Genomic DNA, 22,032 nt, shown 5'->3' with positions numbered 1-22,032 from the left:
CGAGGGACACTCATGCACGCTTATCCGATTCTGAGCATCGCGATCTGGTTGCCGATCTTCTTCGGTCTGCTGGTCCTCGCGATCGGCAACGACGAGAACCCCGCCCCCGCGCGCTGGATTTCGCTGATCGGCTCGGTTCTGAGCTTCCTCGTCACGCTGCCACTGATCACCAGCTTCGATTCGAGCACCGCCGAGCTGCAGTTCGTCGAGCAGGCGAACTGGATCGAGCGCTTCCACATCACGTATCACCTCGGCGTGGACGGCATTTCGATGTGGTTCGTTGCGTTGACCGCGTTGATCACGGTGATCGTCGTGATCGCAGCGTGGGAAGTGATCACGAAGAACGTCGGCCAGTACCTCGCGGCCTTCCTGATCCTGTCGGGCATCATGGTCGGCGTGTTCAGCGCGGCCGACGGCCTGTTGTTTTACGTATTCTTCGAAGCGACGCTGATCCCGATGTACATCATCATCGGCGTGTGGGGCGGGGCGAACCGCGTGTACGCGGCATTCAAGTTCTTCCTGTACACGCTGGCGGGCTCGCTGCTGATGCTGGTTGCGCTGATCTATCTGTACAACGAGACCGGCACGTTCGACATCGCCACGTGGCAGCACGCGCAGATCGCGATGACGCCGCAGGTGCTACTGTTTATCGCGTTTTTCCTGGCCTTCGCGGTGAAGGTGCCGATGTGGCCGGTGCACACGTGGTTGCCTGACGCGCACGTGGAAGCGCCGACCGGCGGCTCGGTCGTGCTGGCCGCGATCATGCTGAAGCTCGGTGCGTACGGTTTCCTGCGCTTCTCGCTGCCGATCACGCCTGATGCGAGCCATTTCCTCGCACCGGTCGTCATCACGCTGTCGCTGATCGCGGTGATCTACATCGGTCTCGTCGCGATGGTGCAGGCCGACATGAAGAAACTGGTCGCGTATTCGTCGATCGCGCACATGGGTTTTGTCACGCTCGGCTTCTTTATCTTCAATCAGCTCGGCGCGGAAGGCGCGATCGTGCAGATGATCTCGCACGGTTTCGTGTCGGGTGCGATGTTCCTGTGCATCGGCGTACTGTACGACCGCATGCACTCGCGTCAGATCGCCGATTACGGCGGCGTCGTCAACGTGATGCCGAAGTTCGCGGCGTTCGTCATGCTGTTCGCGATGGCGAATTGCGGCTTGCCGGGCACTTCCGGTTTCGTCGGCGAATTCATGGTGATTCTGGCCTCCGTCCAGTACAACTTCTGGATCGCGAGTGGCGCGGCAGTCACGCTAATTCTCGGCGCGGCCTACACGCTGTGGATGTACAAGCGCGTGTACTTCGGCGCGGTCGCGAACGACCACGTGAAGAACCTGCTCGACATCGACCGTCGCGAATTTTTCATGCTGGCAGTGCTCGCCGCACTAACGCTGTTCATGGGCCTGTACCCGAAGCCCTTTACCGATGTGATGCACGTATCCGTGGAAAACCTCCTCTCCCACGTTGCCCAATCGAAGCTGCCGTTGCCTCAGTAACGACGAGCGGAGGAATTTAAGACCATGCAAAACGCCCCTATGACTGCTCTGTTGCCCGACGCACTGGTGATGTTCGCCATTGTCATCGCGTGGCTCAACGACACGTTCGTCGGCCAGGAGGGTCGCCGTACCACGTATTTCATCGCGTTCTTCTCGACGCTCGTCGCCGGGATCTGGTTCGCGATCAATGCGTTCGACCCGCAAGTGCATTACTTCTTCGATCACATGTACGTGGTCGATCCGTTCGCCAACGTGATGAAGGCAGTGGTGTCGCTCGGCTATGCGGTGACGATCGTTTATTCTCGTCGCTACCTCGAAGACCGTAGCCTGTTCCGCGGCGACTTCTTCCTGCTCGGCATGTTCTCGCTGCTCGGCCAGATCGTGATGATCTCGGGCAATAACTTCCTGACGCTGTATCTCGGTCTGGAACTGATGTCGCTGTCGCTGTACGCGGTGATCGCGCTGCGTCGCGAAGTGGCGTCGTCGAACGAAGCGGCGATGAAGTACTACGTGCTCGGCGCGCTGGCTTCCGGCTTCCTGCTGTACGGTGTTTCAATGCTGTATGGCGCGACCGGCTCGCTCGATCTGAACGAAGTGTTCAAGGCAATCAGCACGAGCCACTACGATCCGACCGTGCTGCTGTTCGGCGTCATCTTCATCGTGGCGGGCGTGGCGTTCAAGATGGGTGCGGTGCCGTTCCATATGTGGGTGCCTGACGTGTACCAGGGCGCACCGACGGCGATGACGCTCATCGTCGGCGGCGGCCCGAAGGTCGCGGCGTTCGCGTGGGGTCTGCGTTTCCTCGTGATGGGCCTGCTGCCGCTGGCGGTCGAATGGCAGCAGATGCTGGTGATTCTGGCGGCGCTGTCGCTGATCGTCGGCAACATCACCGGGATCGTGCAGCGCAACGTCAAGCGGATGCTCGCGTATTCGGCGATCTCGAACATGGGCTTCGTGCTGCTCGGCCTGCTCGCCGGCGTGGTCGACCAGAAGACCACGGGCGCCGCGAACGCGTACGGCTCGGCGATGTTCTACAGCATCGTCTACCTGATCACGACGCTCGGCACCTTCGGCGTCATCATGCTGCTCGCGCGCCGCGACTTCGAAGCGGACACGCTGGAGGACTTCAAGGGCCTCAATCAGCGCAGCGCGGTATTCGCGTTCGTGATGATGATCATGATGTTCTCGCTCGCGGGTATTCCGCCGGCAGTCGGCTTCTATGCGAAGCTCGCCGTGCTGCAAGCGACGATGAACGCCGGCCTGACCTGGCTCACCGTGCTCGCCGTGATCACGTCGCTGTTCGGCGCGTTCTACTACCTGCGTATCGTCAAGCTGATGTACTTCGACGAGCCGCAAGACAAGTCGCCGATCGTGGCGGACACGAGCACGCGCGCGTTGCTCGCGTTGAACGGCGTCGCCGTGCTGGTGCTCGGTATCGTGCCGGATCCGCTGTTGCGCGCCTGCCTGCAGGCGATCCAGCACACGCTGCTGCTCTGATGTCCGCTGCGGGCTGGTTTATCGTGCTGTTGGCGCTGGTCGGCGCCAACCTGCCGTTCCTGAATCAGCGCCTCTTCGCCGCGGTGCCGTTGAAAGCGGCGAAGAAAAGCGCCTGGCTTCGGATTGCCGAATTGATCGTGCTGTATTTCGTGGTCGGCGCGCTGGGCTTTTTGCTCGAAGCGCGGGCGGGAAATCGCTTCGAGCAGGGCTGGCAGTTCTACGCGATCACGTTCGCGCTGTTCGTCGTGTTCGCTTTCCCCGGCTTTACCTTCCAATATCTCGTCAAACGTCGCTGACGGCGTCCCGCCGTCGCGCGCGCCTGGCTATTCCGAGGTCCGCACATGGCTGAACTTCCCAATCACGACGCCGCGCTAACTGAGACTTGTATCGACAGCAAGACGGTCCATCAAGGACCGTTCATGACGGTCAAGTACGATACGGTCCGACTGCCCGACGGCAAACGGGCGACGCGCGAATACGTTCAGCATCCGGGCGCCGTCATGGTGATCCCCTTGTTCGACGACGGTCGCGTGCTGCTCGAAAGTCAGTATCGCTATCCGATGGGCAAGGTGATGGTCGAATATCCGGCCGGCAAGCTCGACCCGAACGAGGGCGCGCTGGCCTGCGCGGTTCGGGAACTGCGCGAGGAAACCGGCTATACCGCGCGCGAGTACGTGTACCTTACCCGGATTCACCCGATCATTTCTTACTCGACCGAGTTCATTGATATCTATCTCGCGCGGGGCTTGACCGCGGGTGAGCGCAAGCTCGACGAAGGCGAGTTTCTTGAACTTTTCACCGCGACCGTGGAGCAGGTATCCGAGTGGGTGCGCACGGGCGAGATCACCGATGTGAAGACGATCATCGGTACCTTCTGGCTCGAGAAAGTGCTGTCGGGTACGTGGCCGACCGAGGCGCCCGAAACGGTATAAGTTCGCGTCTGCCCGATAGCTGATCCGCGTTGCAGGTGAACGGAGCCCCTGTTGGTCGATGACCGGCAGGGGCTTTTTTATTGACTTCGCGGTTTCTTTCCGGCTCAAAAAATCAGTCGTTTCCTATGCCATCTGGCTGGCTCGTCGTAGCGCCGGCGGCCGGCTAATATGAAGCTCTCGATCACCGAATTCGTCGTCGATTTTGTTTTGGATGACTGACGTTAAAGGTCGGAGTGATCTCATTTCAGCTCCAGCGCAGGTTGTCAATTGACAACCTGCGCTGGAGCGATTAAATTGGAGGTCTCGATGGTTCGAGCAAGGCACATGAAAAAAGAGACCGAGGCCGCATTGGCATACGCGGAGCAGCACGGCTGGCGCGTTCAGGACGGCGGAAGAGGTCATGCGTGGGGAAAAATCCATTGCCCGTACAAAGACGCCGAATGTCGTTGCGGGGAGTTCTGTATATCGAGCGTCTGGAGTACGCCGAAGAATGCCGGCAATCACGCCAGGCACTTGCGGCGCATCGTCGGCAACTGTGCGGCACGGCGCTAGTGGGTTCGTAGGTATCACACAGGTATCGAGCAGGAGTCGCAACAACCTGGGCTTAACGAAGACAGGAGTAACGTATGGAATATGTGTTCACGTTGAAATACCGCCTCGCCGCGGAAGATTGCGATGCAGACGCAATCGTCGAGCGGTTGGGCGAAGCGGGGTGCGACGACGCCACGATTGGCGTCGGGCAACCCGGCCGCCTCGGGCTGCTTTTCACCCGTGAAGGCACGAGCGCACTCGCGGCTGTCACCAGCGCGCTCAAGGACGTGAAAGGTGCGGTGCCGTCCGCCCAGCTGGTCGAGGCGGGACCTGACTTCGTAGGGCTGACCGACGTGGCCGAGGTGGCCGGCGTGTCGCGGCAAAACATGCGCAAGCTGATGCTGAACAACGCAATCGACTTCCCGTTGCCGGTCCACGAAGGCAGTGCGTCGGTGTGGCATCTGGCGGACGTGCTCGAATGGCTGACCGCGCGCGGCGGGTACGAGATTGACATCGGTGTGGCGGATGTCGCAAGACTGGCGAAGCAGATCAATCTGACGAAGGAGGCCCGTCAGATTGAACCGCGTGTGAGCCGTCAACTGAGCAATCTCGTGGCGTAGCAGTGCGCCGCAAGCGGGCCCTAGAACGGAGCAAATGTGGCACCGCTTATTAGCCGGGCCGCCTTCGGCAGCACGTGCCGTAAAGCGGTAAAATCGCCCACCCGCGCCATATTCCCTTGCGGCTGCTGGCGGTCGCGCGTCGGCCCTAAAGCTTTGCGAACGACCGTTCACAAATTTCCATTTTGCGCTAAACTGGCACGCAAGCCCCGATTCCACATGAAGGTCCTCGATTTACAGTGTCCGCATGGCCATCGGTTTGAAGGCTGGTTCGCTTCGGCTGATGACTTCGAGTCGCAGCAGTCCCGCAAGCTCGTCGAATGTCCGATCTGCGGTGCGAATGAGGTGAGCCGTTTGCCTTCGGCACCGCGTCTGAACCTGTCGGGCGCGACCGACTCCAAGGCGCCGGCGGGCGTGGACCAAATGCAGGCGCACATGATGCGCGCGCTGCGCGAGGTACTGGAGAAGACGGAGAACGTGGGCGACCGCTTCGCCGAGGAAGCACGGCGCATTCACTACAACGAAGCGCCTGTGCGCAGTATTCGCGGTGTCACGACACCGGAGGATGCGCGTGCCTTGGTCGAGGAAGGCATCGAAGTGATGCCGCTACCGGTCCCAGCTGCGCTGAAGGAACCACTGCAATAGCGCGGTGGCTCCAGGCGGCCGGGTGGTGGCGGCCAGGAGACACTACGCATGAATCTGGACTATTCCCCCGCTGAAGACGCGTTCCGCGCCGACATCCGCGCCTGGCTCGAAGCGAATCTGCCTCGCGAGCTGAGCGACAAGGTTCTCAATCACAAACGGCTTTCCCGCGAAGACTTCGCGAGCTGGCACAGGCTGCTCGGCACGCGAGGCTGGTCGGCGGTCGCGTGGCCGCGCGAATACGGCGGCCCCGGCTGGGACGCGACGCAACGACATATCTGGGAAGAAGAGTGCGCGCGTATCGGCGCACCTTCCGTGCTGCCTTTCGGTGTGTCGATGGTTGCGCCGGTGCTGATGAAGTACGGTAACGAGGCGCAGAAGCGCCACTTTCTGCCGCGTATTCTCGACGGCACGGACTGGTGGTGTCAGGGCTACTCGGAACCGGGATCGGGTTCCGACCTTGCGTCGCTGCGCACCCGCGCGGAGCGCGTCGGTGATCATTACGTGGTCAACGGCCAGAAGACCTGGACCACGCTCGGCCAGCACGCCGACATGATGTTCTGCCTCGTGCGCACCGACAGCGGCGCCAAAAAGCAGGAGGGCATCTCGTTCCTGCTGATCGATATGAAAACCCCGGGCATCACGGTGCGGCCCATCATCACGCTCGACGAAGATCACGAAGTCAACGAGGTGTTCTTCGAGGACGTCAAAGTGCCGGTCGACAATCTCGTCGGCGAAGAAAATCGCGGCTGGACGTATGCGAAATATCTGCTCGGCCACGAGCGTACCGGCATTGCGCGAGTCGGAGCGTCGAAGCGTGAGCTGGCGTTTCTGAAGCGTGTCGCGCTGAATCAGAAAAAGAACGGCAAGCCGCTGCTGCACGATCCGGTGTTCGCGGCGAAGGTAGCGAGTCTCGAAATCGAGTTGATGGCGCTCGAAGTCACCGTGCAACGGGTGGTAGCCAACGAGGCGGGCGGTCGCGGCCCGGGCCCGGAAGCGTCGATGCTGAAGATCAAGGGCACGGAAGTGCAACAGGGGCTCACCGAGCTGATGTTCGAAGCAATCGGCCCGCTGGCCGCGCCGTTCGACGTGCCGTTCCTCGAAGGCGAACGCGAGCACAGTCTTGCCGGCGACGACGATGCCGCGCCGCTTGCCGCGTACTACTTCAACTTCCGCAAGACGTCGATTTACGGCGGTTCGAACGAAATTCAAAAGAACATCATCGCGCAGATGATTCTCGGACTTTGAGGAGCGGCGCATGGACTTCACTTTCAACGACGAACAACAGCAATTTGCCGATGCGCTGCGCCGCTATCTCGACAAGAGCTACGGCTTCGAAGCGCGCCAGCAGATCGTGCGCTCGGAGGCGGGCGTATCGGCTGTGCACTGGGCCGCGTTCACCGAACTGGGGCTGACCGCGTTGCCGGTGCCCGAAACTCAGGGCGGCTTCAACGGTGGTCCGATCGACATGCTTCTAGTCATGGCGGAGCTCGGCCGCGCGCTCGTCGTCGAGCCGTTTTGGGCGACCGCGGTCGGCATCGAAGCGTTGCGCCTTGCCGGCACCGGCGACGGCGAAGATGCCGCGCTGCTCGAACGGGCGGCCCAGGGCGAAGCCAGGCTGGCCGTGGCGTTTCACGAGCCGCATGCGCGCTACGACCTGTTCGAAGTCGCGACGACCGCGAGCGGGCAGGGTGCGCAGCACACGCTGAGCGGCACCAAATCGGTCGTGCTGCACGGCGCGCAGGCGGACCACTGGATCGTGCCGGCGCGCCTCGATGGCGAAATCGCACTCTTTGTCGTCGCGCGTGACGCGGCCGGCGTCACGCTCACCGAGTACCGCACGATCGACGGTCAACGCGCCGCGACGCTCGAATTCAATGGCACGCCCGCGCGCCGGCTCGCCGGCAAACACGCGGGGGCGGCAACCCTCGAGCAGATCGCCGACTATGGCACGCTGCTGCTGTGCGCGGAAGCGATCGGCGCGCTCGACGAGCTCAATCACGCCACCGTCGAGTACACCAAAACACGCCAGCAGTTCGGCCAGCCGATCGCGCGTTTCCAGGCGTTGCAGCATCGCATGGTCGAGATGCTGATCCACGCGGAGCAGGCGCGTTCGATCACGTATCTGGCCGCGATGCGCTACGCGAGTGAAGACGCGAACGAGCGCCGTCAAGCGATCTCCGCGGCAAAAGTTCGGGTCGGCCAGGCCGCGCGTTTCGTTGGTCAACAGGCGGTGCAGTTGCACGGCGGCATGGGTGTCACGAACGAAGTGGCGGCCGCACATCTGTTCAAGCGCCTCGCGATCATCGAGACCACGCTCGGCGACGGCGATCATCATCTCGCGCGGTTTGCCACGCTGCCCGGATTTGCCGTCGCCGAAGACTGATCGGGCCGTTCCACCGGACAAAGGAGGTGCACGATGAAAATCAGTTTCGAAGACATGGAAGTGGGCTCGAGCCGCGAAATCGGCAAGCACGTGTTCACGCGCGAGGAAATTGTCGAGTTCGCGCAGAAGTTCGATCCGCAGCCGTTTCATCTCGACGAAGCCGCCGCGGCCGAATCGCCGTTCCGCGGCCTCGTCGCGAGTGGTTGGCACACCTGCTCGGTAATGATGGGCATGCTCGTGCGCAAGGTACTGGCGGATTCGACATCGATGGGTTCGCCCGGGATCGACGAGATCCGCTGGCTCAAGCCGGTACGAGTCGGCGATACGATCACGATGATGAACGTCATCGTCGACAAGCGCGTGTCGCAGAGCAAGCCGGATCGCGGCATCGTGTCGACACGCTGGGAGGGCATCAATCAGCACGGCGAAACGGTGATCACGGTGCGCTCGAACGGCATGTTCGGCCTGCGCAATCCGGGAGCGGCGGCATGACGGCGAGCGCGGCGACGCTAGTCGCTTTCGACAACGCGGGTGCTTTGCGCGCGCTCATCGGCGCCGAGCCGCTCGTCAGCGAATGGCTGAGCGTCGATCAGGAGAGGGTCGACCGTTTCGCCGAGGCAACCGGCGATCATCAGTGGATTCACATCGATCCCGAGCGGGCCAAACGCGAATCGCCGTTTGGCGGCCCGGTCGCGCATGGGTTTTTGACGCTGTCGCTGATTCCGGCTTTGCTCGGCAAAACGGTGAAGATCGAGCAGCGCATGGGTGTCAACTATGGCTTGAACCGCGTGCGTTTCATGTCGCCGGTACTCGTAGGGTCGTCGTTGCGTGGGAAGTTCGCCGTCGAGGCGGTGACCGACCTCGACAACAGCGGCGTGCAACTCGCGTGGAACGTGACGCTGGAGCGTCAGGGCAGCGAACGACCGGTGTGCGTCGCGGAGTTCATCACGCGGCATTACTTCTAGCGTTTTCCCTTCGCAGACGAAATGAAAAAGCGCGAGCCGGCAGGCATGCCGCGCGCGCTTTCTGTTTGTGTCGAGCCGCGTCAGCGAGACGACCGAAACTAGTGTTTCGCGTACTGCGTCGCGCCAAACAGGATCTCTTTCGCCTTGTCGTCCATCAGCGGCGCGCGCGCCGACGCCAGCACGTCGACGCCGCGCACCACCGCCGGCCGCGCAGCGATCTCTTCATGCCAGCGCTTCACGTTCGGCAACGTATCGAGTTCGATGCCCTGATTTTTCCACGAACGTGTCCACGGAAACGCGGCGATGTCCGCGATCGTATAGTCGTTGCCGGCCAGGTAACGCGTCTTGCCGAGTTGCGTGTCCATCACGCCGTACAGACGTCGCGCCTCATTGGTGTAGCGATTGACCGCGTATTCGATCTGCTCGGGTGCATACACGCGGAAGTGATGCGTTTGCCCCAGCATCGGACCGAGGCCGCCCATCTGGAACATCAGCCATTGCAGTGCCGCGTAGCGCGCGGCCGGATCGCTCGGTAGAAACTTGCCGGTTTTCTCGGCCAGATAAATCAGGATCGCGCCCGATTCGAATAGCGCGAAGGGCCGGCCGTCGGCGCCTTTCGGACCTTCGGAATCGACGATCGCGGGAATCTTGTTGTTGGGACTGATGGCGAGAAATTCCGGCTTGAACTGATCGCCGGCACCGATGTTCACGGCATGCACGTTGTAGGGTAGGCCCGTTTCCTCGAGCATGATATGAATCTTATGGCCGTTCGGGGTCGCCCAGCTATAGACGTCGATCATCCTGGCTCCTTTGTTCGTCGAAGCGGCGCCGCAAAGAGGGCGCCGCCGTTGCCGAAAATTAGAGCATAGATCGCGCGACGCTGCTTGCCGCGGGCTCAGGCTCCACGCTCACACCGAGCCGAAGCACTCAAACGCGTGTGACCGGCGTCTCAACGCGAGCCGCCGCGCCCGCATCCATATGACGCGCAAGTTCGAGCTTGGCGATCGCGTTGCGATGCACTTCGTCGGGGCCGTCGGCGAAACGCAGCGTGCGCGCCGAGGCATAGGCATACGCGAGCGGAAAATCGTCGCTGACGCCGCCGCCCCCATGCGCCTGAATCGCCCAATCGATCACCTGACACGCCATGTTCGGCGCGACCACCTTGATCATCGCGATCTCGCCGCGCGCGCCCTTGTTGCCGACGGTGTCCATCATGTACGCGGTCTTCAGCGTGAGCAGACGCGCCTGCTCGATCATGCAGCGCGCCTCGGCAAGACGCTCCTGCGTGACCCCGTGCGACGCAACTGGCTTGCCGAACGCAACACGTTGCAGCGAGCGCTTCGCCATCAATTCGAGCGCGCGTTCGGCGAGACCGATCAGGCGCATGCAGTGGTGGATGCGTCCCGGGCCGAGACGGCCTTGCGCGATCTCGAACCCGCGGCCTTCGCCGAGCAGCATGTTGGTGGCGGGCACGCGCACGTTGTCGAGTGTGATCTCCATGTGGCCGTGCGGCGCGTCGTCGTAACCGAACACCGTGAGCGGGCGATGCACGGTGATGCCGGTGGCGTCGGCGGGCACGAGGATCATCGACTGCTGCTGATGGCGCGGTGCGTCGGGATCGGTCTTGCCCATCACGATATAGACCTTGCAGCGCGGATCGCCCGCGCCCGACGACCACCACTTGTGGCCGTTGATCACGTAATGGTCGCCATCGCGCACGATGCTAGTCTGGATGTTCGTCGCATCCGACGACGCGACCTCCGGCTCCGTCATCAGAAACGCCGAACGGATCTGCCCTTGCAGCAGCGGTTCGAGCCACTCGCGCTTGTTCTCTTCGCTGCCGTAGCGCTCGATCGTCTCCATGTTGCCGGTGTCCGGCGCGTTGCAGTTGAACACTTCCGGCGCCCACGGCACGCGGCCCATGATCTCGCACAGCGGCGCGTATTCGAGATTCGTCAGGCCCGCGCCTCGCTCCGATTGCGGCAGGAACAGATTCCACAGACCGGCGTCGCGCGCCTTCTGCTTGAGTTGCTCGACCAGTTCGGTCGGCACCCATGCGTTGCCGTTCTGGCGGTTGCGCGCGATCTCCGCATAGAACGCCTGTTCGTTCGGGTAAATGTGCTCGTCGAAAAAGGCGAGCAGTTTTTCGCGCAACGCCTGGACCTTCGGGGTGTAGTCGAAATTCATCTTGGACCTCGCGGGTAACGGACTGCAAATGATGGGGAGCAGGGCGCGCCCTTGTGTCTAGAGAACCTTCTGCGCATAGTGCCAGGCGAGTTCGGCCATCGGCTTCGCGCGCCGGCCGGCGTCGAGCGCCTGCGCGCTCGATGCGGTACCGTCGACGACGCGCTTCATGATCCCTTGCAGGATCGCTGCGATGCGGAACATGTTGTAGGCCAGATAGAAATTCCAGTCGCCACGAATCTCGAAACCGGTGCGTTGGCAATAGCGCTCTACGTACCGCGCTTCATCGGGAATGCCGAGCGCGGCCCAATCGAGTCCCGCGATGCCGCGGAACTGCGCGGGGTCGACATGCCACGCCATGCAGTGGTAAGCAAAGTCGGCGAGCGGATCGCCGAGCGTCGACAGTTCCCAGTCGAGCACCGCAAGCACGCGCGGCTCGTTGCGATCGAAAATCAGGTTGTCGAGCCGGTAGTCGCCGTGCACGACCGACACGCGCTCGTTCGTTTCGGCGGGCATATGCTGTGGCAGCCATTCGATCAGCCGGTGCATCGCGTCGATCGGCTCGGTCTCGGACGCCAGATACTGCTTGCTCCAGCGGCCGATCTGGCGCGCGAAGTAATTGCCCGGCTTACCGTAGTCGGCGAGGCCGGCGGCGGCGACGTCGACACTGTGCAACGCCGCGATCACGCGATTCATTTCGTCGTAGATCGCCGCACGCTCGGTGGACGTCATGCCGGGCAGCGATTGATCCCACAGCACGCGACCTTCCACGAACTCCATCACGTAGAACGCGCGACCGATCACGCTTTCGTCCTCGCACAGCGCGAGCATGTGTGCGACCGGCACGTCGGTGTCGGCGAGCGCGTGCATCACGCGATATTCGCGTTCGATCGCATGGGCGGACGGCAGCAGCTTCGCCGCGGGTCCGGGCTTCGCGCGCATCACGTACGCGCGCGACGGTGTGATCAGCTTGAACGTGGGATTGGATTGTCCGCCCGCGAATTGCTCGAGCGTGAGCGGCCCCTCGAATCCGTCGACATGCCCGGCCAGCCACGCGGCGAGCGCGTCGCTGTCGAAGCGTTGCCGCTCGTTGACCGGGCGGGTGCCCTCGAAAGCCGAGTAGTCCTGTCTGCGTGCGGGTTCGCCGGTCTGCGTGGCTTGCGCCATGTGTCTCCTCCAGTTCGGTGTCAGCTACGCTGGTATCGGATGAATTGTGCGTAGAGCATTTCCATGGTGGTGTTGCGAACGTCGCGATGCAACGGCGACGGCGGTGAATAGTTGAGCATGCGCAGCACCCAGTCGCGCGGCGCGGCGCCGACATCGAGCGCGTTGATGCAGCCGGTCGCCTGCGACAGATGACCGAAGAATGTGCGGCCGCCGGCCGTCAGCGCGTGCGACAGGATCGCGCGATTGACGCCGCCGTGCAGCACCAGCAACGCGGTGTCCCACGACGTGTCTTCGCGCAGCGCCGTGACGGCCGGCAGCACGCGATCGAACAGCTCGCCGATCGTTTCGCCGTCGAGAAAGCGCATGCTCTCCGGCACGATGCCGTCGAACACGCCGAGAAACGCCGCCTCGATATCGCTCGGCGGAATGCCGCCGAGCCGTCCGCCGCGAATTTCTTGCCACGCGGGCTCGATTTCGGGCTCGATCTGCTGACCCGTTTCGGCAAGCACGCACCGCGCGGTTTCTATCGTGCGCGGCAAGCCGCTGACGATCACGCGGTCAAAGCGTACCTGCTGCCCGGCGAACACGCGGCCCGCCGCGCTCGCCTGCTCGCGGCCGTTCGCGTTCAGCGGCACGGTATCAGGATCGATCGCGCGGCCGGAGTCGTCGAAGTAGGTGACGTCGCCGTGACGCATCAGGAAGATGCGGCGACGTTTCGGCAGTTGGTAGTCGGGCATGTCGGGCGGCTCTCTCGTCGTTTATTTGTAGATGGGTGCGCGTTTTTCGAGGAACGCGGTGATGCCTTCGAGACCGTCGCGATGATGCAGCGACGCGACGAAGTTATCGCGCTCGGCGACCAGATGATCCGCGAGCGGTTGCGTGCCGGCCGCGGCGATCAGCCCTTTGATGCGCGCGACCGAATTGGGCGAAATCGCGCCGAGCTCGTCGGCCCACGCGAGCGCGCTATCGAGCGCGGTGCCGGCCTTGGCGAGCCGGTTGACGACGCCGAATTCGTGCAGGCGCGCGGCGCCGATCGGCTTGGCTTCGATCAGTACCTCGGTGGCCAGCTGGCGCGGCAGCGCCTCGGCGAGAAACCACGAGCCGCCGCCGTCGGGCGTCAGGCCGACGCGTGCGTACGACATCGCGAATTTGGCGCTGTCCGCGGCGACGATCAGATCGCAGGCGAGCGCGAGCGAAAATCCGGCGCCGGCCGCCGCGCCTTCCACCGCGGCAATGACCGGCTTCGACGATAGCCGCAGTGCCGAAATCCATTGAGCGAGCATGTCGATGCTATCGGCTTGCACGGAGGGATCTTTCGCGCGATTTTCGAGCAGGCGGTTCAGATTGCCGCCCGCGCAAAAGAAGTTGTCGGCACCGGTGATCACGACGGCGCGAATCGACGGATCGCGCTCGACGGTATCGAATGCTTCGATGCCCGCGGCGTACATGTCCGGATGCAACGCGTTGCGCGCACCGGGGTTCGACAGCGTGAGGACAAGCGTGGATTCGCTGCTGGCCGGGCGTGAAGCGAGCAGGGCGGCGCTCATGATTGGGTCTCCGTTGGGATGTCGGCGGCGTCGCGTTGCGTGAGCGACAGGCCGAGTTGCGCGCGTCTTGCGAGCCACGGCGACGGACGGTAGCGCGGCTCGCCGAGCACGCTGTGCATGTTGCGCAGGATCGTGAGAATGGTGTTGGCGCCGAGCGCGTCGCCGAGCGCGAGCGGTCCGCGCGGATAGCCGAGGCCGAGCATGACGGCGAGGTCGATGTCCTCGGGCGTCGCGATCTGCTTCTGCGCGATGTCGCAGCCGATGTTGACGATCGTCGCGACCACCCGCTGCGCGACGAAGCCGGTCGAATCGCGGATCACGGTGACGGGGATGCCATCGGCGGCGAACAGCGCATGCGCGCTATCGCGCGCGGTGCGTGTCGTGGCCGGCGTGGTCATCAGCGTGCGGCGTTGCGCGCCGACGAGCGGGAACAGGGCATCGACGGCGACGACGCGGCTCGCGTCGAGCGCTTCGTCGACCGCGGCCGTACTCGCGTCGTGGCCGAACGGTGTGACGACGATCAGCGAACCAGTGGCGGGCGTCGCGCCTTCGTCGAGCTTCGCGCCGGCTTTGCCGACCAGTTGCACGACGGCCTCATACGCGTCGCGGTAGCGTTGGCTGACCCACACGCTTTGCGGCAGCGTGGTCGGCGCGGGCGCTTCGAATGGAACCTGCTGCTTGCCGTCCACATAGCGATAGAAACCTTCGCCGTTCTTGCGGCCGAGCAGTCCGCCCGATAGGCGCGTGCCCGTGATCGGCGACGGTGTGTAACGCGGTTCTTCGTAGAACTGGTGATAGATCGACTCCATCACCGGATGCGACACGTCGAGCGCGGTCAGGTCCAGCAGCTCGAACGGCCCGAGGCGAAAGCCGGCCTGCTCGCGCATGATGCGGTCGATGTCCGCAAAGCTCGCGACGCCTTCGCCCGCCACACGCAAGCCCTCGGTATTCATGCCGCGGCCCGCGTGATTGACGATGAAGCCCGGCATGTCCTTCGCGCGCACCGGCGTGTGGCCCATGCGGCGGGCGAGATCCATCAGCGCCTCGCCGGCTTCGGGGTCGCTGCGCAGGCCGTCGATCACTTCGACGACCTTCATCAGTGGCACCGGATTGAAGAAGTGATAGCCGACCACGCGCGACGGATCGGTGCAGCCCGCGGCAATCGCGGTGATCGACAGCGACGACGTATTCGACGCGAGGATGCAGCGGCCGCTGACCACGGTTTCGAGCTCGCGAAACAGCGCCTGCTTCACCTCGAGCTTTTCGACGATCGCCTCGATGACGAGATCGCAGCCGACCAGTTCGCTGATCGCCTGCACGCCGCTCACGTTGGCGAGCGCGGCGAGCGAGCGCGACTGCTCCAGCTTGCCTTTGGCCGTCAATTTGGCGAAAGTCTCCGCGAGATAGTCGCGCGCGGCGCCGACGGCGGCCGCGTTGGTGTCGTAGAGCCGCACGCGCAGGCCAGCGAGCGCCGCGATCTGCGCGATACCGCGGCCCATCGCACCGGTGCCGACGATGCCGATGGTCTCTATGCTGAAATTGCGAGAGTTCATTGTGATGCCCGACTCCATGGTTATTTTAGAATAGCACGATCGTGCAATTCCTTGGATGATTCGATGGAAAGCCGCTGCTTCAACCTCGACGCGCGGTCTCACGCACCATGACACAAGGAGACACCCGATGATCAAGCTGAGCGGTTTTGCGCTGTCCAACTACTACAACAAGGTCAAGTTCGTGCTGCTCGAACATGGTATCGAGTTCGAGGAGCAGTTCGTGAAGCCGAGTCAGGAAGAAGCGCTGCTCGAGCATTCGCCGCTCGGCAAGGTGCCATATCTGCAAACCGAGCACGGCGACCTCTGCGAGTCGCAGTGCATCGTCGAATATCTGGCTGCGCGTTTTCCCGACAAGCGGATCTTCTCCGCCGATCCGTGGCAGGCCGCCAAGGAACGCGAAATGATCTTCTTTGTCGATGTACATCTCGAACTGACGGTGCGCAATCTGTACAAGGAAGCGTTTTTCGGCGGCACCGTCAGCGACGCGACGAAAGGGCGCGTCGAGAAGCTGCTCACGCATCACGTCGCCGGTTTCAAACGGATCGCGAAGTTCTCGCCGTATCTGTGCGGCGAGCAATTCAGCGTGGCGGATACCGCCGGCTACGTGAACCTGCCGCTCGTCGGTATGGCGACACAGACCATTTACGGCCGCGATTTTCTGCGCGAAGCGGGGATCGACTGGAAGCGCTACGTGAAGACGATCGACCCGCGGCCGGCTGCGCGGCGCGTGACGGAGGATCGCAAGGCCTGTGTCGCGGCGTCGCGTGCGTCCTGAGGGAATGAGCGCAGTGCCATGAAGCGCGCACGGGTGCGAAGCGCACACCCGTGCCGCGCAGCGCGATGGCAAGTAACGTGGGTTCGTTCGTGGCATCGCGCAAGGCATCCTAGAGCCGCGCGAGCCGTTCGAGCGCGGTAGCGAGCGTGCCTTCCTGCTTGGCGAAGCAGAAGCGCACCACGCCCGACTCGTGCGCCTCGTGATAGAACGCCGAGACCGGAATCGCCGCGACGCCGATTTCGCCGGTCAGCCATTGCGCGAATTCGGCTTCGGGCAGGTCGCTGATCGCCGAATAGTCGACGCACTGAAAATACGTGCCCGTGCACGGCAGGAGCCTGAAGCGCGAATTCGCGAGGCCCGCGTGGAAGAAATCGCGCTTGCGCTGATAGAACGCCGGTAGCTCCACGTACGGCGCCGGGTCCTTCATGTAATCGGCGAGGCCGATCTGCATCGGTGTGTTGACGGTGAACACGTTGAACTGGTGCACCTTGCGGAACTCGGCGGTCAGCGCGCGGCGGGCGCGGCCACATAGCCGACTTTCCAGCCCGTCACGTGGTAGGTCTTGCCGAAGCTCGACACGACGAAGCTGCGCTGTGCGAGTTCCGGATAACGCGCGACGCTCTCATGCGGCGCGCCGTCGTAGACCATGTGCTCGTACACCTCGTCGGACAGGATCAGCACGTTGGTGCCGCGCACGATCTCCTCGAGCTTGCGCATGTCCTGTTCGCGCCACACGGTGCCGGTCGGATTGTGCGGCGTGTTGATCATGATGAGCCGCGTCTTCGGCGTGATCGCGGCGGCGAGCTTGTCGAACCGGATCGCGTAGTCGGGTGCGTCGAGCGTGACGAAGACCGGCTTGCCGCCCGCGAGTTCGATCGACGGCAGATAGCTGTCGTAGGTCGGTTCGATCACGATGACTTCGTCGCCGGGATGGACGGTGCAAAGAATCGCGGTCAGCAACGCCTGAGTGGCCCCCGCGGTCACGGTGATTTCGCTATTGGCGTCGTAGTGGCGGCCGTACAGATTCGCGATCTTGTCCGAAATCGCCTGACGCAGCGGCAGCACACCGGCCATCGGCGGATACTGGTTGTGGCCATCGCGCATCGCGTTCGCGACCGCGTCGACGATGCGCGGATCGCAGGCGAAGTCGGGAAAGCCCTGACCCAGATTCACCGCGCCTTTTTCCGCGGCGAGCGCGCTCATCACGGTGAAAATCGTCGTGCCGACGTTCGGCAGGCGAGACGGAAACGTGGGGCTCGTGGGCGTGTCGTGCGGTGCGTTCATGGCGTCGTGGGTAGCAGGGCGATAAGGTGGGCCGATTCTCGAACTGTCGTTGCGAAGGGCGAAGCCTGATTGTAGGGAATCGCGACACGCTGTGCGCGCCGCGGGTTTCACGTTGATCGTCAGAAGCCGCCTGACGATCAACCGTCAACGTGCGCTCGGCTCAACGCGCCGCACGGACGGTCGGATTCACGCGTTGACGGGCTCGCCCCCAGCATTCTGCGCGATGCCGATTTCCGCGACGAACGGTGCCGGTTGCGCGATCCTGAAGCCGAAGTCGCGCGCGATCCGTTTCGCGAGCTTCAGCACCGCACGGTCTTTCGATACGAGCCAGTCGGCCCGCGCCGCATGCGCAAGCTCGAGAAACTTCTGATCGTCGCGATCCTTGCATTGGGGCAGCGGCCGCGCGTCGGCGGCGGACTCGGTCGGCTCACACGGCTCGACCAGTTGCGCCAGCCGCGCGACGACCGCGAGCGCAGCGGCTTTGTCGACATTGCGGTGCGCGAACTGCGGATAGTCGAGCACGTAGGTGAGCTCGGCGAGGCAGCGCGCGTCGATCAGCGCGGCGAGCGCGCCGCTTTCGAGCGCGGCGGCGATCGGCCGCGTGTGCGGGTCGTCGAATACGAGTATGTCGATCCAGACATTGGAATCGAGTACGACGCGCAACGCGCCGCTTGAGGCGAGGGAACCGGGCATTCGTTACAATCGGGCTTTCGTCTTTGACCGCCAGGCACGGCGTGCCTGCAAGCCTCTATGATAATCGTTCTGTCGCCGGCGAAATCGCTCGACTACGACACCCCGCCGCACGTCAAAAAGCACACGATCCCCGATTTCGTCGATGACGCCGCCGAACTGATCAGCGGCCTGCGCCGTTTGTCGCCGCAACAGATCGCTTCGCTGATGAGCATTTCCGATCAGCTCGCGCACCTCAATTTTCAGCGTTACGCGGATTGGTCGCCGCAATTCGGCACGCACAACGCCAAGCAGGCGGTGCTCGCTTTCAACGGCGACGTGTACGAAGGTTTCGGTGCGAAGACGTTGTCGTCGGCCGATCTGGACTATGCGCAGAATCACGTGCGGGTGCTGTCGGGCCTCTACGGCCTGCTGCGTCCGCTCGATCTGCTGCAGCCGTACCGGCTCGAAATGGGCACGCGTTTCGCCAACCCGCGCGGCAAGGACCTGTACGCGTTCTGGGGCGAGCGGATCACGCACGCGTTGAACGCGCAGTTGAAGAAGAATGCGGCCACCTCGCGCGTGCTGGTCAATTGCGCATCGGGCGAATACTTCAAGTCGGTCAAGCCGAAGCTGCTCGACGCGCCGGTCGTCACGCCGGTGTTCGAGGACTGGAAGGGCGGCCGCTACAAGATCATCAGCTTCCATGCAAAACGCGCGCGCGGCTTGATGGCGCGCTTCGCGGTGGAAAATCGCCTCGATCGTCCCGAGCAGTTGAAGGACTTCGAGACCGAAGGCTACGCGTTCAGTGCCGAAGCCTCGAACGACTCCACTTTCGTATTTCGCCGCCGCGTTGCGGAATAAGCGTGCCGCTGCGCTAAAGAGGCAGCGTGAATTCAGGCAGGGAAGACTCCGATGACGTTATCGATTACGAGCAATTTCGACGCAGGCGCAGTTGATGTGTTGTCCTGCGAGGACGCCGGCAATATTCGCCTGCGCGTACGGCCCGACAGCCACGCCGAGTTCGCGCAGTGGTTCTATTTCCGCCTGTCGGGCGCGGCGGGCGAGCGCTGCGTGATGACCTTCGAGAACGCCGCCGCGTGCGCGTTCGCGGAGGGCTGGCGCGACTATCGGGCGGTCGCGAGCTATGACCGCGTGAACTGGTTTCGCGTGCCGACGTCGTACGACGGCCGTGTGCTGACGATCGACCATACGCCCGATTTCGACAGCATCTACTACGCGTACTTCGAACCGTACAGCGAGGAGCGTCATGCCGAGTTTCTCGGCGCCGTGCAGCAGATGCCGCACGCGTCGCTGACCGAGCTCGGCAAGACAGTCGAAGGGCGACCGATTTCGCTGCTCACGCTCGGCACGCCGCCAGCCAACGATGCCGCCAACGCCACGCCCAAAAAGAACATCTGGCTGATTGCCCGGCAGCATCCGGGCGAGACGATGGCCGAATGGTTCATCGAGGGGTTCGTGAAGCGCCTCGTCGGTTGGGGCGATTGGGCGGGCGACCCGGTCGCGCGCAAGCTGTACGATCATGCGGTGTTTCACATCGTGCCGAACATGAATCCGGACGGCAGCGTGCGCGGCAATCTGCGCACCAACGCGGCCGGCGCGAACCTGAATCGCGAATGGATGGAGCCGGACGCCGCGCGCAGTCCCGAGGTGCTGGTGGTGCGCGACGCGATTCATGCGATAGGCTGCGACCTGTTTTTCGATATTCATGGCGACGAGGCATTGCCGTACGTGTTCGTCGCGGGCTCCGAGATGTTGCCGGGCTTCACCGAGCGGCAGGGGCGCGAGCAGAAGGCGTTCATCGAGGCGTTCACGCACGCGAGTCCGGATTTTCAGGACAAGTATGGCTATGCGGCGAGCAAGTATCGCGAGGATGCGTTGAAGCTCGCGTCGAAGTACATCGGCAATGAATTCGGCTGTCTGTCGTTGACGTTGGAAATGCCGTTCAAGGACAACGCAAATCTGCCCGACGAGAGGGTCGGCTGGAACGGCGAGCGCAGCGCATCGCTTGGCGCCGCAATGTTGCAAGCGATCCTGCGACACGTGGAGACGTTTGCCTGAAGAAGCGGACGGATGGACACAAAAAACGAGGCACGCACGGCAAAAGTGCGCGCCTCGTTTTTTATTGGGGCGACTGACCGGACGGTGGCACGGCCCGATCGGCGCCAGATGTCATTGGCTCTTCTTCTTCGAGCTCTTGTTTGCCGATTTGCTCGACGTCGTGCGCGACGATTGGCCGGAGCCTGTCTTCGACGACTTCTTCGACGTCTTGCCGCCGACCGCGTGCTTGCCTTTGCCGCCTTTGTGCTTGCCCGATCCCGCGCTATGCGCGCGGTTTGGCGGTACTGGATCGTTCCAGCTGAACGCGAGCATCTGCGAGCCGACGTAGCCGCAGCGAAATTTCAGATCGGCCGGCTCGCCCGAGTTGTCCTGGCGCACGCCGACGCCCTCTACGGTGACGATGCTGTCCACCTTGACGCGCTGCTTGCCTTCGTCGAACGAGTCGTTCCATGGCGTGACCGACGAGTGCGCACTGTCGAACGAACTGGACGGGAATTCGACGTGGTCGAAAGCGGTCGAGGTGCTCGCGACGAAGTCGCCATGCGCGGCGCAGTCCGCGACGAGCGGATCCGCGTGCATTTCGGTGATAAATCTTTTGACGAGGTCGTTGTGCTGTTCGAGCTGATCAGCGAATGCGGGAGCCGCGCAGATGAGGGAGAGACTCGCTGCGCAGGCTGCCAACCGGCCGATCACCCGCAGCAACCGGCTCGGTACATTGGTGCGATCCATCTAGTTCTTTAGACGCAAATGGGAGATGAGGCAAATAAGATGCCCCGCGCAAGGGTTGAGTTCAATGTTGCTGCAAATATTCTGCCCTCTCCTGATGGAGGCGCCCGGAAAGTCTCCGGTGACGAGGCGCTGATTATCATAGATGCGCCGCACGCGACGTCAAAGCGCGCATTCTCAGATGCGCGGGCCGCCCAGACGATAGCGCCGCACGTCGTAGGTGGTCACCCATGCGGGACGGTAGACCGCGATCAGCGCGGTCGCCATGCCAGTGAACCATGCTTCGCCGGTGGCGAGCAGCAGCACGCTGAGCGGGTAGCCGATCGGCACCACGGCCATCGAACCGCCAGACACCATGACATGGATGCCGAGCGCTGCCGCGGCCGTCAACGACACGGCAATGGCGGGCGAAACGAAGCCCTGGCCGAAGATGAACATGAAAAGATTGCGCGGTAGCCACGCGGTGCAGATGCGCTGGAGCAAGGTCGAGATGGCGACGGGCAGGGCTCCGTATACGAGGAACGTCAGCGCGATGCCCTGCCACGGCGCATCGAAGACGACGGCGGCCAGCCCCGCGACCACGGCCATCGCGATCAGGGCGAGCCCCCAGTCGAACAGCGTGACAACGAGCGTGGCGCCGAGCAGGTGCATCACGGTGCCGTCGTCGAGCCAGGCGTTGCTCGCCCACAGCACCGACACCGCGACGATTATCGCGAGCCAGACATGCTGGAGCGTGCCGTCCTGAAGTCTTTTGAAAGGTTTTTTCCACAGCGCGAGCGCGATCACCATCGCAGTGGCAATCCAGCCACCGACAGCGACCCAAAACGGAAGCGGTGTGTAGAGGAAACCCATGTGTCTCATATTACTCGTTGGACGACAAAAGGTGTGAGCGGATTCCATGCCAGCCCACCCTCGACGCTGCGCGGATGCGGACGTTCCAACCCATGCGCGCGGCGTGCCCCGCGCCTCGCG

The 22,032-nt window shown here is 63.1% G+C and carries 23 protein-coding genes and 1 pseudogene; 14 read left to right on the top strand and 10 right to left on the bottom strand.

What is annotated here, in order from left to right:
• Positions 1-12 precede the first annotated feature (12 nt).
• From OKW44_RS21845 to OKW44_RS21795, 11 genes are all read left to right on the top strand, one after another.
• Positions 13-1,503, top strand: a complete 1,491-nt coding sequence (locus OKW44_RS21845) for an NADH-quinone oxidoreductase subunit M (protein ID WP_018420022.1) — start codon at positions 13-15, stop codon at positions 1,501-1,503.
• A 24-nt stretch (positions 1,504-1,527) separates the two neighbouring features.
• Positions 1,528-3,000, top strand: a complete 1,473-nt coding sequence (gene nuoN / locus OKW44_RS21840) for an NADH-quinone oxidoreductase subunit NuoN (protein WP_035470481.1) — start codon at positions 1,528-1,530, stop codon at positions 2,998-3,000.
• Positions 3,000-3,296, top strand: coding sequence for a DUF2818 family protein (locus tag OKW44_RS21835; protein WP_018420024.1), 297 nt, complete (start codon positions 3,000-3,002; stop codon positions 3,294-3,296). Before nuoN ends, OKW44_RS21835 begins: the two co-directional genes overlap by 1 nt.
• Positions 3,297-3,341: 45 nt before the next feature.
• Positions 3,342-3,932, top strand: coding sequence for an NUDIX domain-containing protein (locus tag OKW44_RS21830; protein ID WP_026225704.1), 591 nt, complete (start codon positions 3,342-3,344; stop codon positions 3,930-3,932).
• A gap of 306 nt (positions 3,933-4,238) precedes the next feature.
• Positions 4,239-4,484: a hypothetical protein gene (locus tag OKW44_RS21825; RefSeq protein WP_084754031.1), complete on the top strand. Its 246-nt coding sequence runs from the start codon at positions 4,239-4,241 to the stop codon at positions 4,482-4,484.
• A gap of 74 nt (positions 4,485-4,558) precedes the next feature.
• Entirely contained in the window at positions 4,559-5,083 is a 525-nt protein-coding gene (locus OKW44_RS21820; protein WP_018420026.1) for a helix-turn-helix transcriptional regulator, read from the top strand.
• Positions 5,084-5,299: 216 nt separating this feature from the next.
• Complete coding sequence (locus OKW44_RS21815; protein ID WP_018420027.1) at positions 5,300-5,725, top strand: DUF1178 family protein; 426 nt, start codon at positions 5,300-5,302, stop codon at positions 5,723-5,725.
• Between the two features lie 48 nt (positions 5,726-5,773).
• Complete coding sequence (locus tag OKW44_RS21810) at positions 5,774-6,970, top strand: acyl-CoA dehydrogenase family protein (protein ID WP_018420028.1); 1,197 nt, start codon at positions 5,774-5,776, stop codon at positions 6,968-6,970.
• Between the two features lie 10 nt (positions 6,971-6,980).
• Positions 6,981-8,108: an acyl-CoA dehydrogenase family protein gene (locus tag OKW44_RS21805; protein ID WP_018420029.1), complete on the top strand. Its 1,128-nt coding sequence runs from the start codon at positions 6,981-6,983 to the stop codon at positions 8,106-8,108.
• Positions 8,109-8,141: 33 nt separating this feature from the next.
• Entirely contained in the window at positions 8,142-8,600 is a 459-nt protein-coding gene (locus OKW44_RS21800; RefSeq protein ID WP_018420030.1) for a MaoC family dehydratase, read from the top strand.
• On the top strand, positions 8,597-9,073 hold the full coding sequence (locus OKW44_RS21795; RefSeq protein ID WP_018420031.1) for a MaoC family dehydratase: 477 nt from the start codon (positions 8,597-8,599) through the stop codon (positions 9,071-9,073). The genes OKW44_RS21800 and OKW44_RS21795 overlap by 4 nt, the downstream gene beginning before the upstream one ends.
• 98 nt (positions 9,074-9,171) lie before the next feature.
• Here the strand turns inward: OKW44_RS21795 and OKW44_RS21790 are convergent, their stop codons facing one another.
• From OKW44_RS21790 to OKW44_RS21765, 6 genes are all read right to left on the bottom strand, one after another.
• Positions 9,172-9,873, bottom strand: a complete 702-nt coding sequence (locus OKW44_RS21790; protein ID WP_018420032.1) for a glutathione binding-like protein — start codon at positions 9,871-9,873, stop codon at positions 9,172-9,174.
• Positions 9,874-10,000: 127 nt separating this feature from the next.
• Positions 10,001-11,260 carry an acyl-CoA dehydrogenase family protein gene (locus OKW44_RS21785; protein WP_018420033.1) on the bottom strand — a complete coding sequence of 420 codons (1,260 nt, stop codon included), beginning with the start codon at positions 11,258-11,260 and terminating at the stop codon, positions 10,001-10,003.
• A 57-nt stretch (positions 11,261-11,317) separates the two neighbouring features.
• The gene (locus OKW44_RS21780; protein ID WP_018420034.1) at positions 11,318-12,424 is read right to left on the bottom strand and encodes a phosphotransferase; all 1,107 of its coding nucleotides are present in this window, start codon (positions 12,422-12,424) and stop codon (positions 11,318-11,320) included.
• 20 nt (positions 12,425-12,444) lie between these two features.
• Positions 12,445-13,161, bottom strand: a complete 717-nt coding sequence (locus OKW44_RS21775) for a histidine phosphatase family protein (protein WP_018420035.1) — start codon at positions 13,159-13,161, stop codon at positions 12,445-12,447.
• Between the two features lie 21 nt (positions 13,162-13,182).
• Positions 13,183-13,971 carry an oxepin-CoA hydrolase, alternative type gene (locus OKW44_RS21770; protein ID WP_018420036.1) on the bottom strand — a complete coding sequence of 263 codons (789 nt, stop codon included), beginning with the start codon at positions 13,969-13,971 and terminating at the stop codon, positions 13,183-13,185.
• Positions 13,968-15,524 carry a 3-hydroxyacyl-CoA dehydrogenase gene (locus OKW44_RS21765; RefSeq protein WP_026225705.1) on the bottom strand — a complete coding sequence of 519 codons (1,557 nt, stop codon included), beginning with the start codon at positions 15,522-15,524 and terminating at the stop codon, positions 13,968-13,970. The genes OKW44_RS21770 and OKW44_RS21765 overlap by 4 nt, the downstream gene beginning before the upstream one ends.
• Positions 15,525-15,651: 127 nt before the next feature.
• On the opposite strand from OKW44_RS21765, the gene OKW44_RS21760 reads away from it, so the two are divergent.
• Entirely contained in the window at positions 15,652-16,299 is a 648-nt protein-coding gene (locus OKW44_RS21760; RefSeq protein WP_018420038.1) for a glutathione S-transferase family protein, read from the top strand.
• Between the two features lie 109 nt (positions 16,300-16,408).
• Here OKW44_RS21760 and OKW44_RS21755 read toward each other — a convergent pair.
• Positions 16,409-17,583, bottom strand: a pseudogene (locus tag OKW44_RS21755) (pyridoxal phosphate-dependent aminotransferase).
• A 186-nt stretch (positions 17,584-17,769) separates the two neighbouring features.
• Positions 17,770-18,276, bottom strand: coding sequence for a putative toxin-antitoxin system toxin component, PIN family (locus OKW44_RS21750; protein ID WP_026225706.1), 507 nt, complete (start codon positions 18,274-18,276; stop codon positions 17,770-17,772).
• A 57-nt stretch (positions 18,277-18,333) separates the two neighbouring features.
• Here OKW44_RS21750 and yaaA point away from each other — a divergent pair, with 57 nt between their 5' ends.
• Entirely contained in the window at positions 18,334-19,116 is a 783-nt protein-coding gene (gene yaaA, locus OKW44_RS21745; protein WP_018420041.1) for a peroxide stress protein YaaA, read from the top strand.
• Positions 19,117-19,167: 51 nt separating this feature from the next.
• On the top strand, positions 19,168-20,334 hold the full coding sequence (locus OKW44_RS21740) for a M14 family metallopeptidase (RefSeq protein ID WP_018420042.1): 1,167 nt from the start codon (positions 19,168-19,170) through the stop codon (positions 20,332-20,334).
• 111 nt (positions 20,335-20,445) lie between these two features.
• Here the strand turns inward: OKW44_RS21740 and OKW44_RS21735 are convergent, their stop codons facing one another.
• Together OKW44_RS21735 and OKW44_RS21730 are read right to left on the bottom strand one after the other, a co-directional pair.
• Complete coding sequence (locus tag OKW44_RS21735; RefSeq protein ID WP_018420043.1) at positions 20,446-21,063, bottom strand: BspC domain-containing protein; 618 nt, start codon at positions 21,061-21,063, stop codon at positions 20,446-20,448.
• A gap of 174 nt (positions 21,064-21,237) precedes the next feature.
• Positions 21,238-21,912: an energy-coupling factor ABC transporter permease gene (locus OKW44_RS21730; protein WP_018420044.1), complete on the bottom strand. Its 675-nt coding sequence runs from the start codon at positions 21,910-21,912 to the stop codon at positions 21,238-21,240.
• Positions 21,913-22,032: the final 120 nt, after the last annotated feature.

The organism is Paraburkholderia lebeckiae, assembly GCF_050436325.1.
In the GTDB taxonomy this organism is placed as follows: Bacteria; Pseudomonadota; Gammaproteobacteria; order Burkholderiales; family Burkholderiaceae; genus Paraburkholderia; species Paraburkholderia tuberum.
Note: the sequence above shows the minus strand (reverse complement) of the source record. Positions and strands in the feature narration are given on the sequence as shown.

Coding starts and splice junctions, on each gene's coding strand:
- OKW44_RS21825 (WP_084754031.1), top strand. CDS start 4,239: ATGGTTCGAGCAAGGCACATGAAAAAAGAGACCGAGGCCGCATTGGCA.
- OKW44_RS21800 (WP_018420030.1), top strand. CDS start 8,142: ATGAAAATCAGTTTCGAAGACATGGAAGTGGGCTCGAGCCGCGAAATC.
- OKW44_RS21805 (WP_018420029.1), top strand. CDS start 6,981: ATGGACTTCACTTTCAACGACGAACAACAGCAATTTGCCGATGCGCTG.
- OKW44_RS21785 (WP_018420033.1), bottom strand. CDS start 11,260: ATGAATTTCGACTACACCCCGAAGGTCCAGGCGTTGCGCGAAAAACTG.
- OKW44_RS21795 (WP_018420031.1), top strand. CDS start 8,597: ATGACGGCGAGCGCGGCGACGCTAGTCGCTTTCGACAACGCGGGTGCT.
- OKW44_RS21730 (WP_018420044.1), bottom strand. CDS start 21,912: ATGGGTTTCCTCTACACACCGCTTCCGTTTTGGGTCGCTGTCGGTGGC.
- OKW44_RS21845 (WP_018420022.1), top strand. CDS start 13: ATGCACGCTTATCCGATTCTGAGCATCGCGATCTGGTTGCCGATCTTC.
- OKW44_RS21820 (WP_018420026.1), top strand. CDS start 4,559: ATGGAATATGTGTTCACGTTGAAATACCGCCTCGCCGCGGAAGATTGC.
- OKW44_RS21790 (WP_018420032.1), bottom strand. CDS start 9,873: ATGATCGACGTCTATAGCTGGGCGACCCCGAACGGCCATAAGATTCAT.
- OKW44_RS21735 (WP_018420043.1), bottom strand. CDS start 21,063: ATGGATCGCACCAATGTACCGAGCCGGTTGCTGCGGGTGATCGGCCGG.
- OKW44_RS21780 (WP_018420034.1), bottom strand. CDS start 12,424: ATGGCGCAAGCCACGCAGACCGGCGAACCCGCACGCAGACAGGACTAC.
- OKW44_RS21835 (WP_018420024.1), top strand. CDS start 3,000: ATGTCCGCTGCGGGCTGGTTTATCGTGCTGTTGGCGCTGGTCGGCGCC.
- OKW44_RS21810 (WP_018420028.1), top strand. CDS start 5,774: ATGAATCTGGACTATTCCCCCGCTGAAGACGCGTTCCGCGCCGACATC.
- OKW44_RS21765 (WP_026225705.1), bottom strand. CDS start 15,524: ATGAACTCTCGCAATTTCAGCATAGAGACCATCGGCATCGTCGGCACC.
- OKW44_RS21830 (WP_026225704.1), top strand. CDS start 3,342: ATGGCTGAACTTCCCAATCACGACGCCGCGCTAACTGAGACTTGTATC.
- OKW44_RS21750 (WP_026225706.1), bottom strand. CDS start 18,276: ATGCCCGGTTCCCTCGCCTCAAGCGGCGCGTTGCGCGTCGTACTCGAT.
- OKW44_RS21775 (WP_018420035.1), bottom strand. CDS start 13,161: ATGCCCGACTACCAACTGCCGAAACGTCGCCGCATCTTCCTGATGCGT.
- nuoN (WP_035470481.1), top strand. CDS start 1,528: ATGCAAAACGCCCCTATGACTGCTCTGTTGCCCGACGCACTGGTGATG.
- OKW44_RS21760 (WP_018420038.1), top strand. CDS start 15,652: ATGATCAAGCTGAGCGGTTTTGCGCTGTCCAACTACTACAACAAGGTC.
- yaaA (WP_018420041.1), top strand. CDS start 18,334: ATGATAATCGTTCTGTCGCCGGCGAAATCGCTCGACTACGACACCCCG.
- OKW44_RS21740 (WP_018420042.1), top strand. CDS start 19,168: ATGACGTTATCGATTACGAGCAATTTCGACGCAGGCGCAGTTGATGTG.
- OKW44_RS21770 (WP_018420036.1), bottom strand. CDS start 13,971: ATGAGCGCCGCCCTGCTCGCTTCACGCCCGGCCAGCAGCGAATCCACG.
- OKW44_RS21815 (WP_018420027.1), top strand. CDS start 5,300: ATGAAGGTCCTCGATTTACAGTGTCCGCATGGCCATCGGTTTGAAGGC.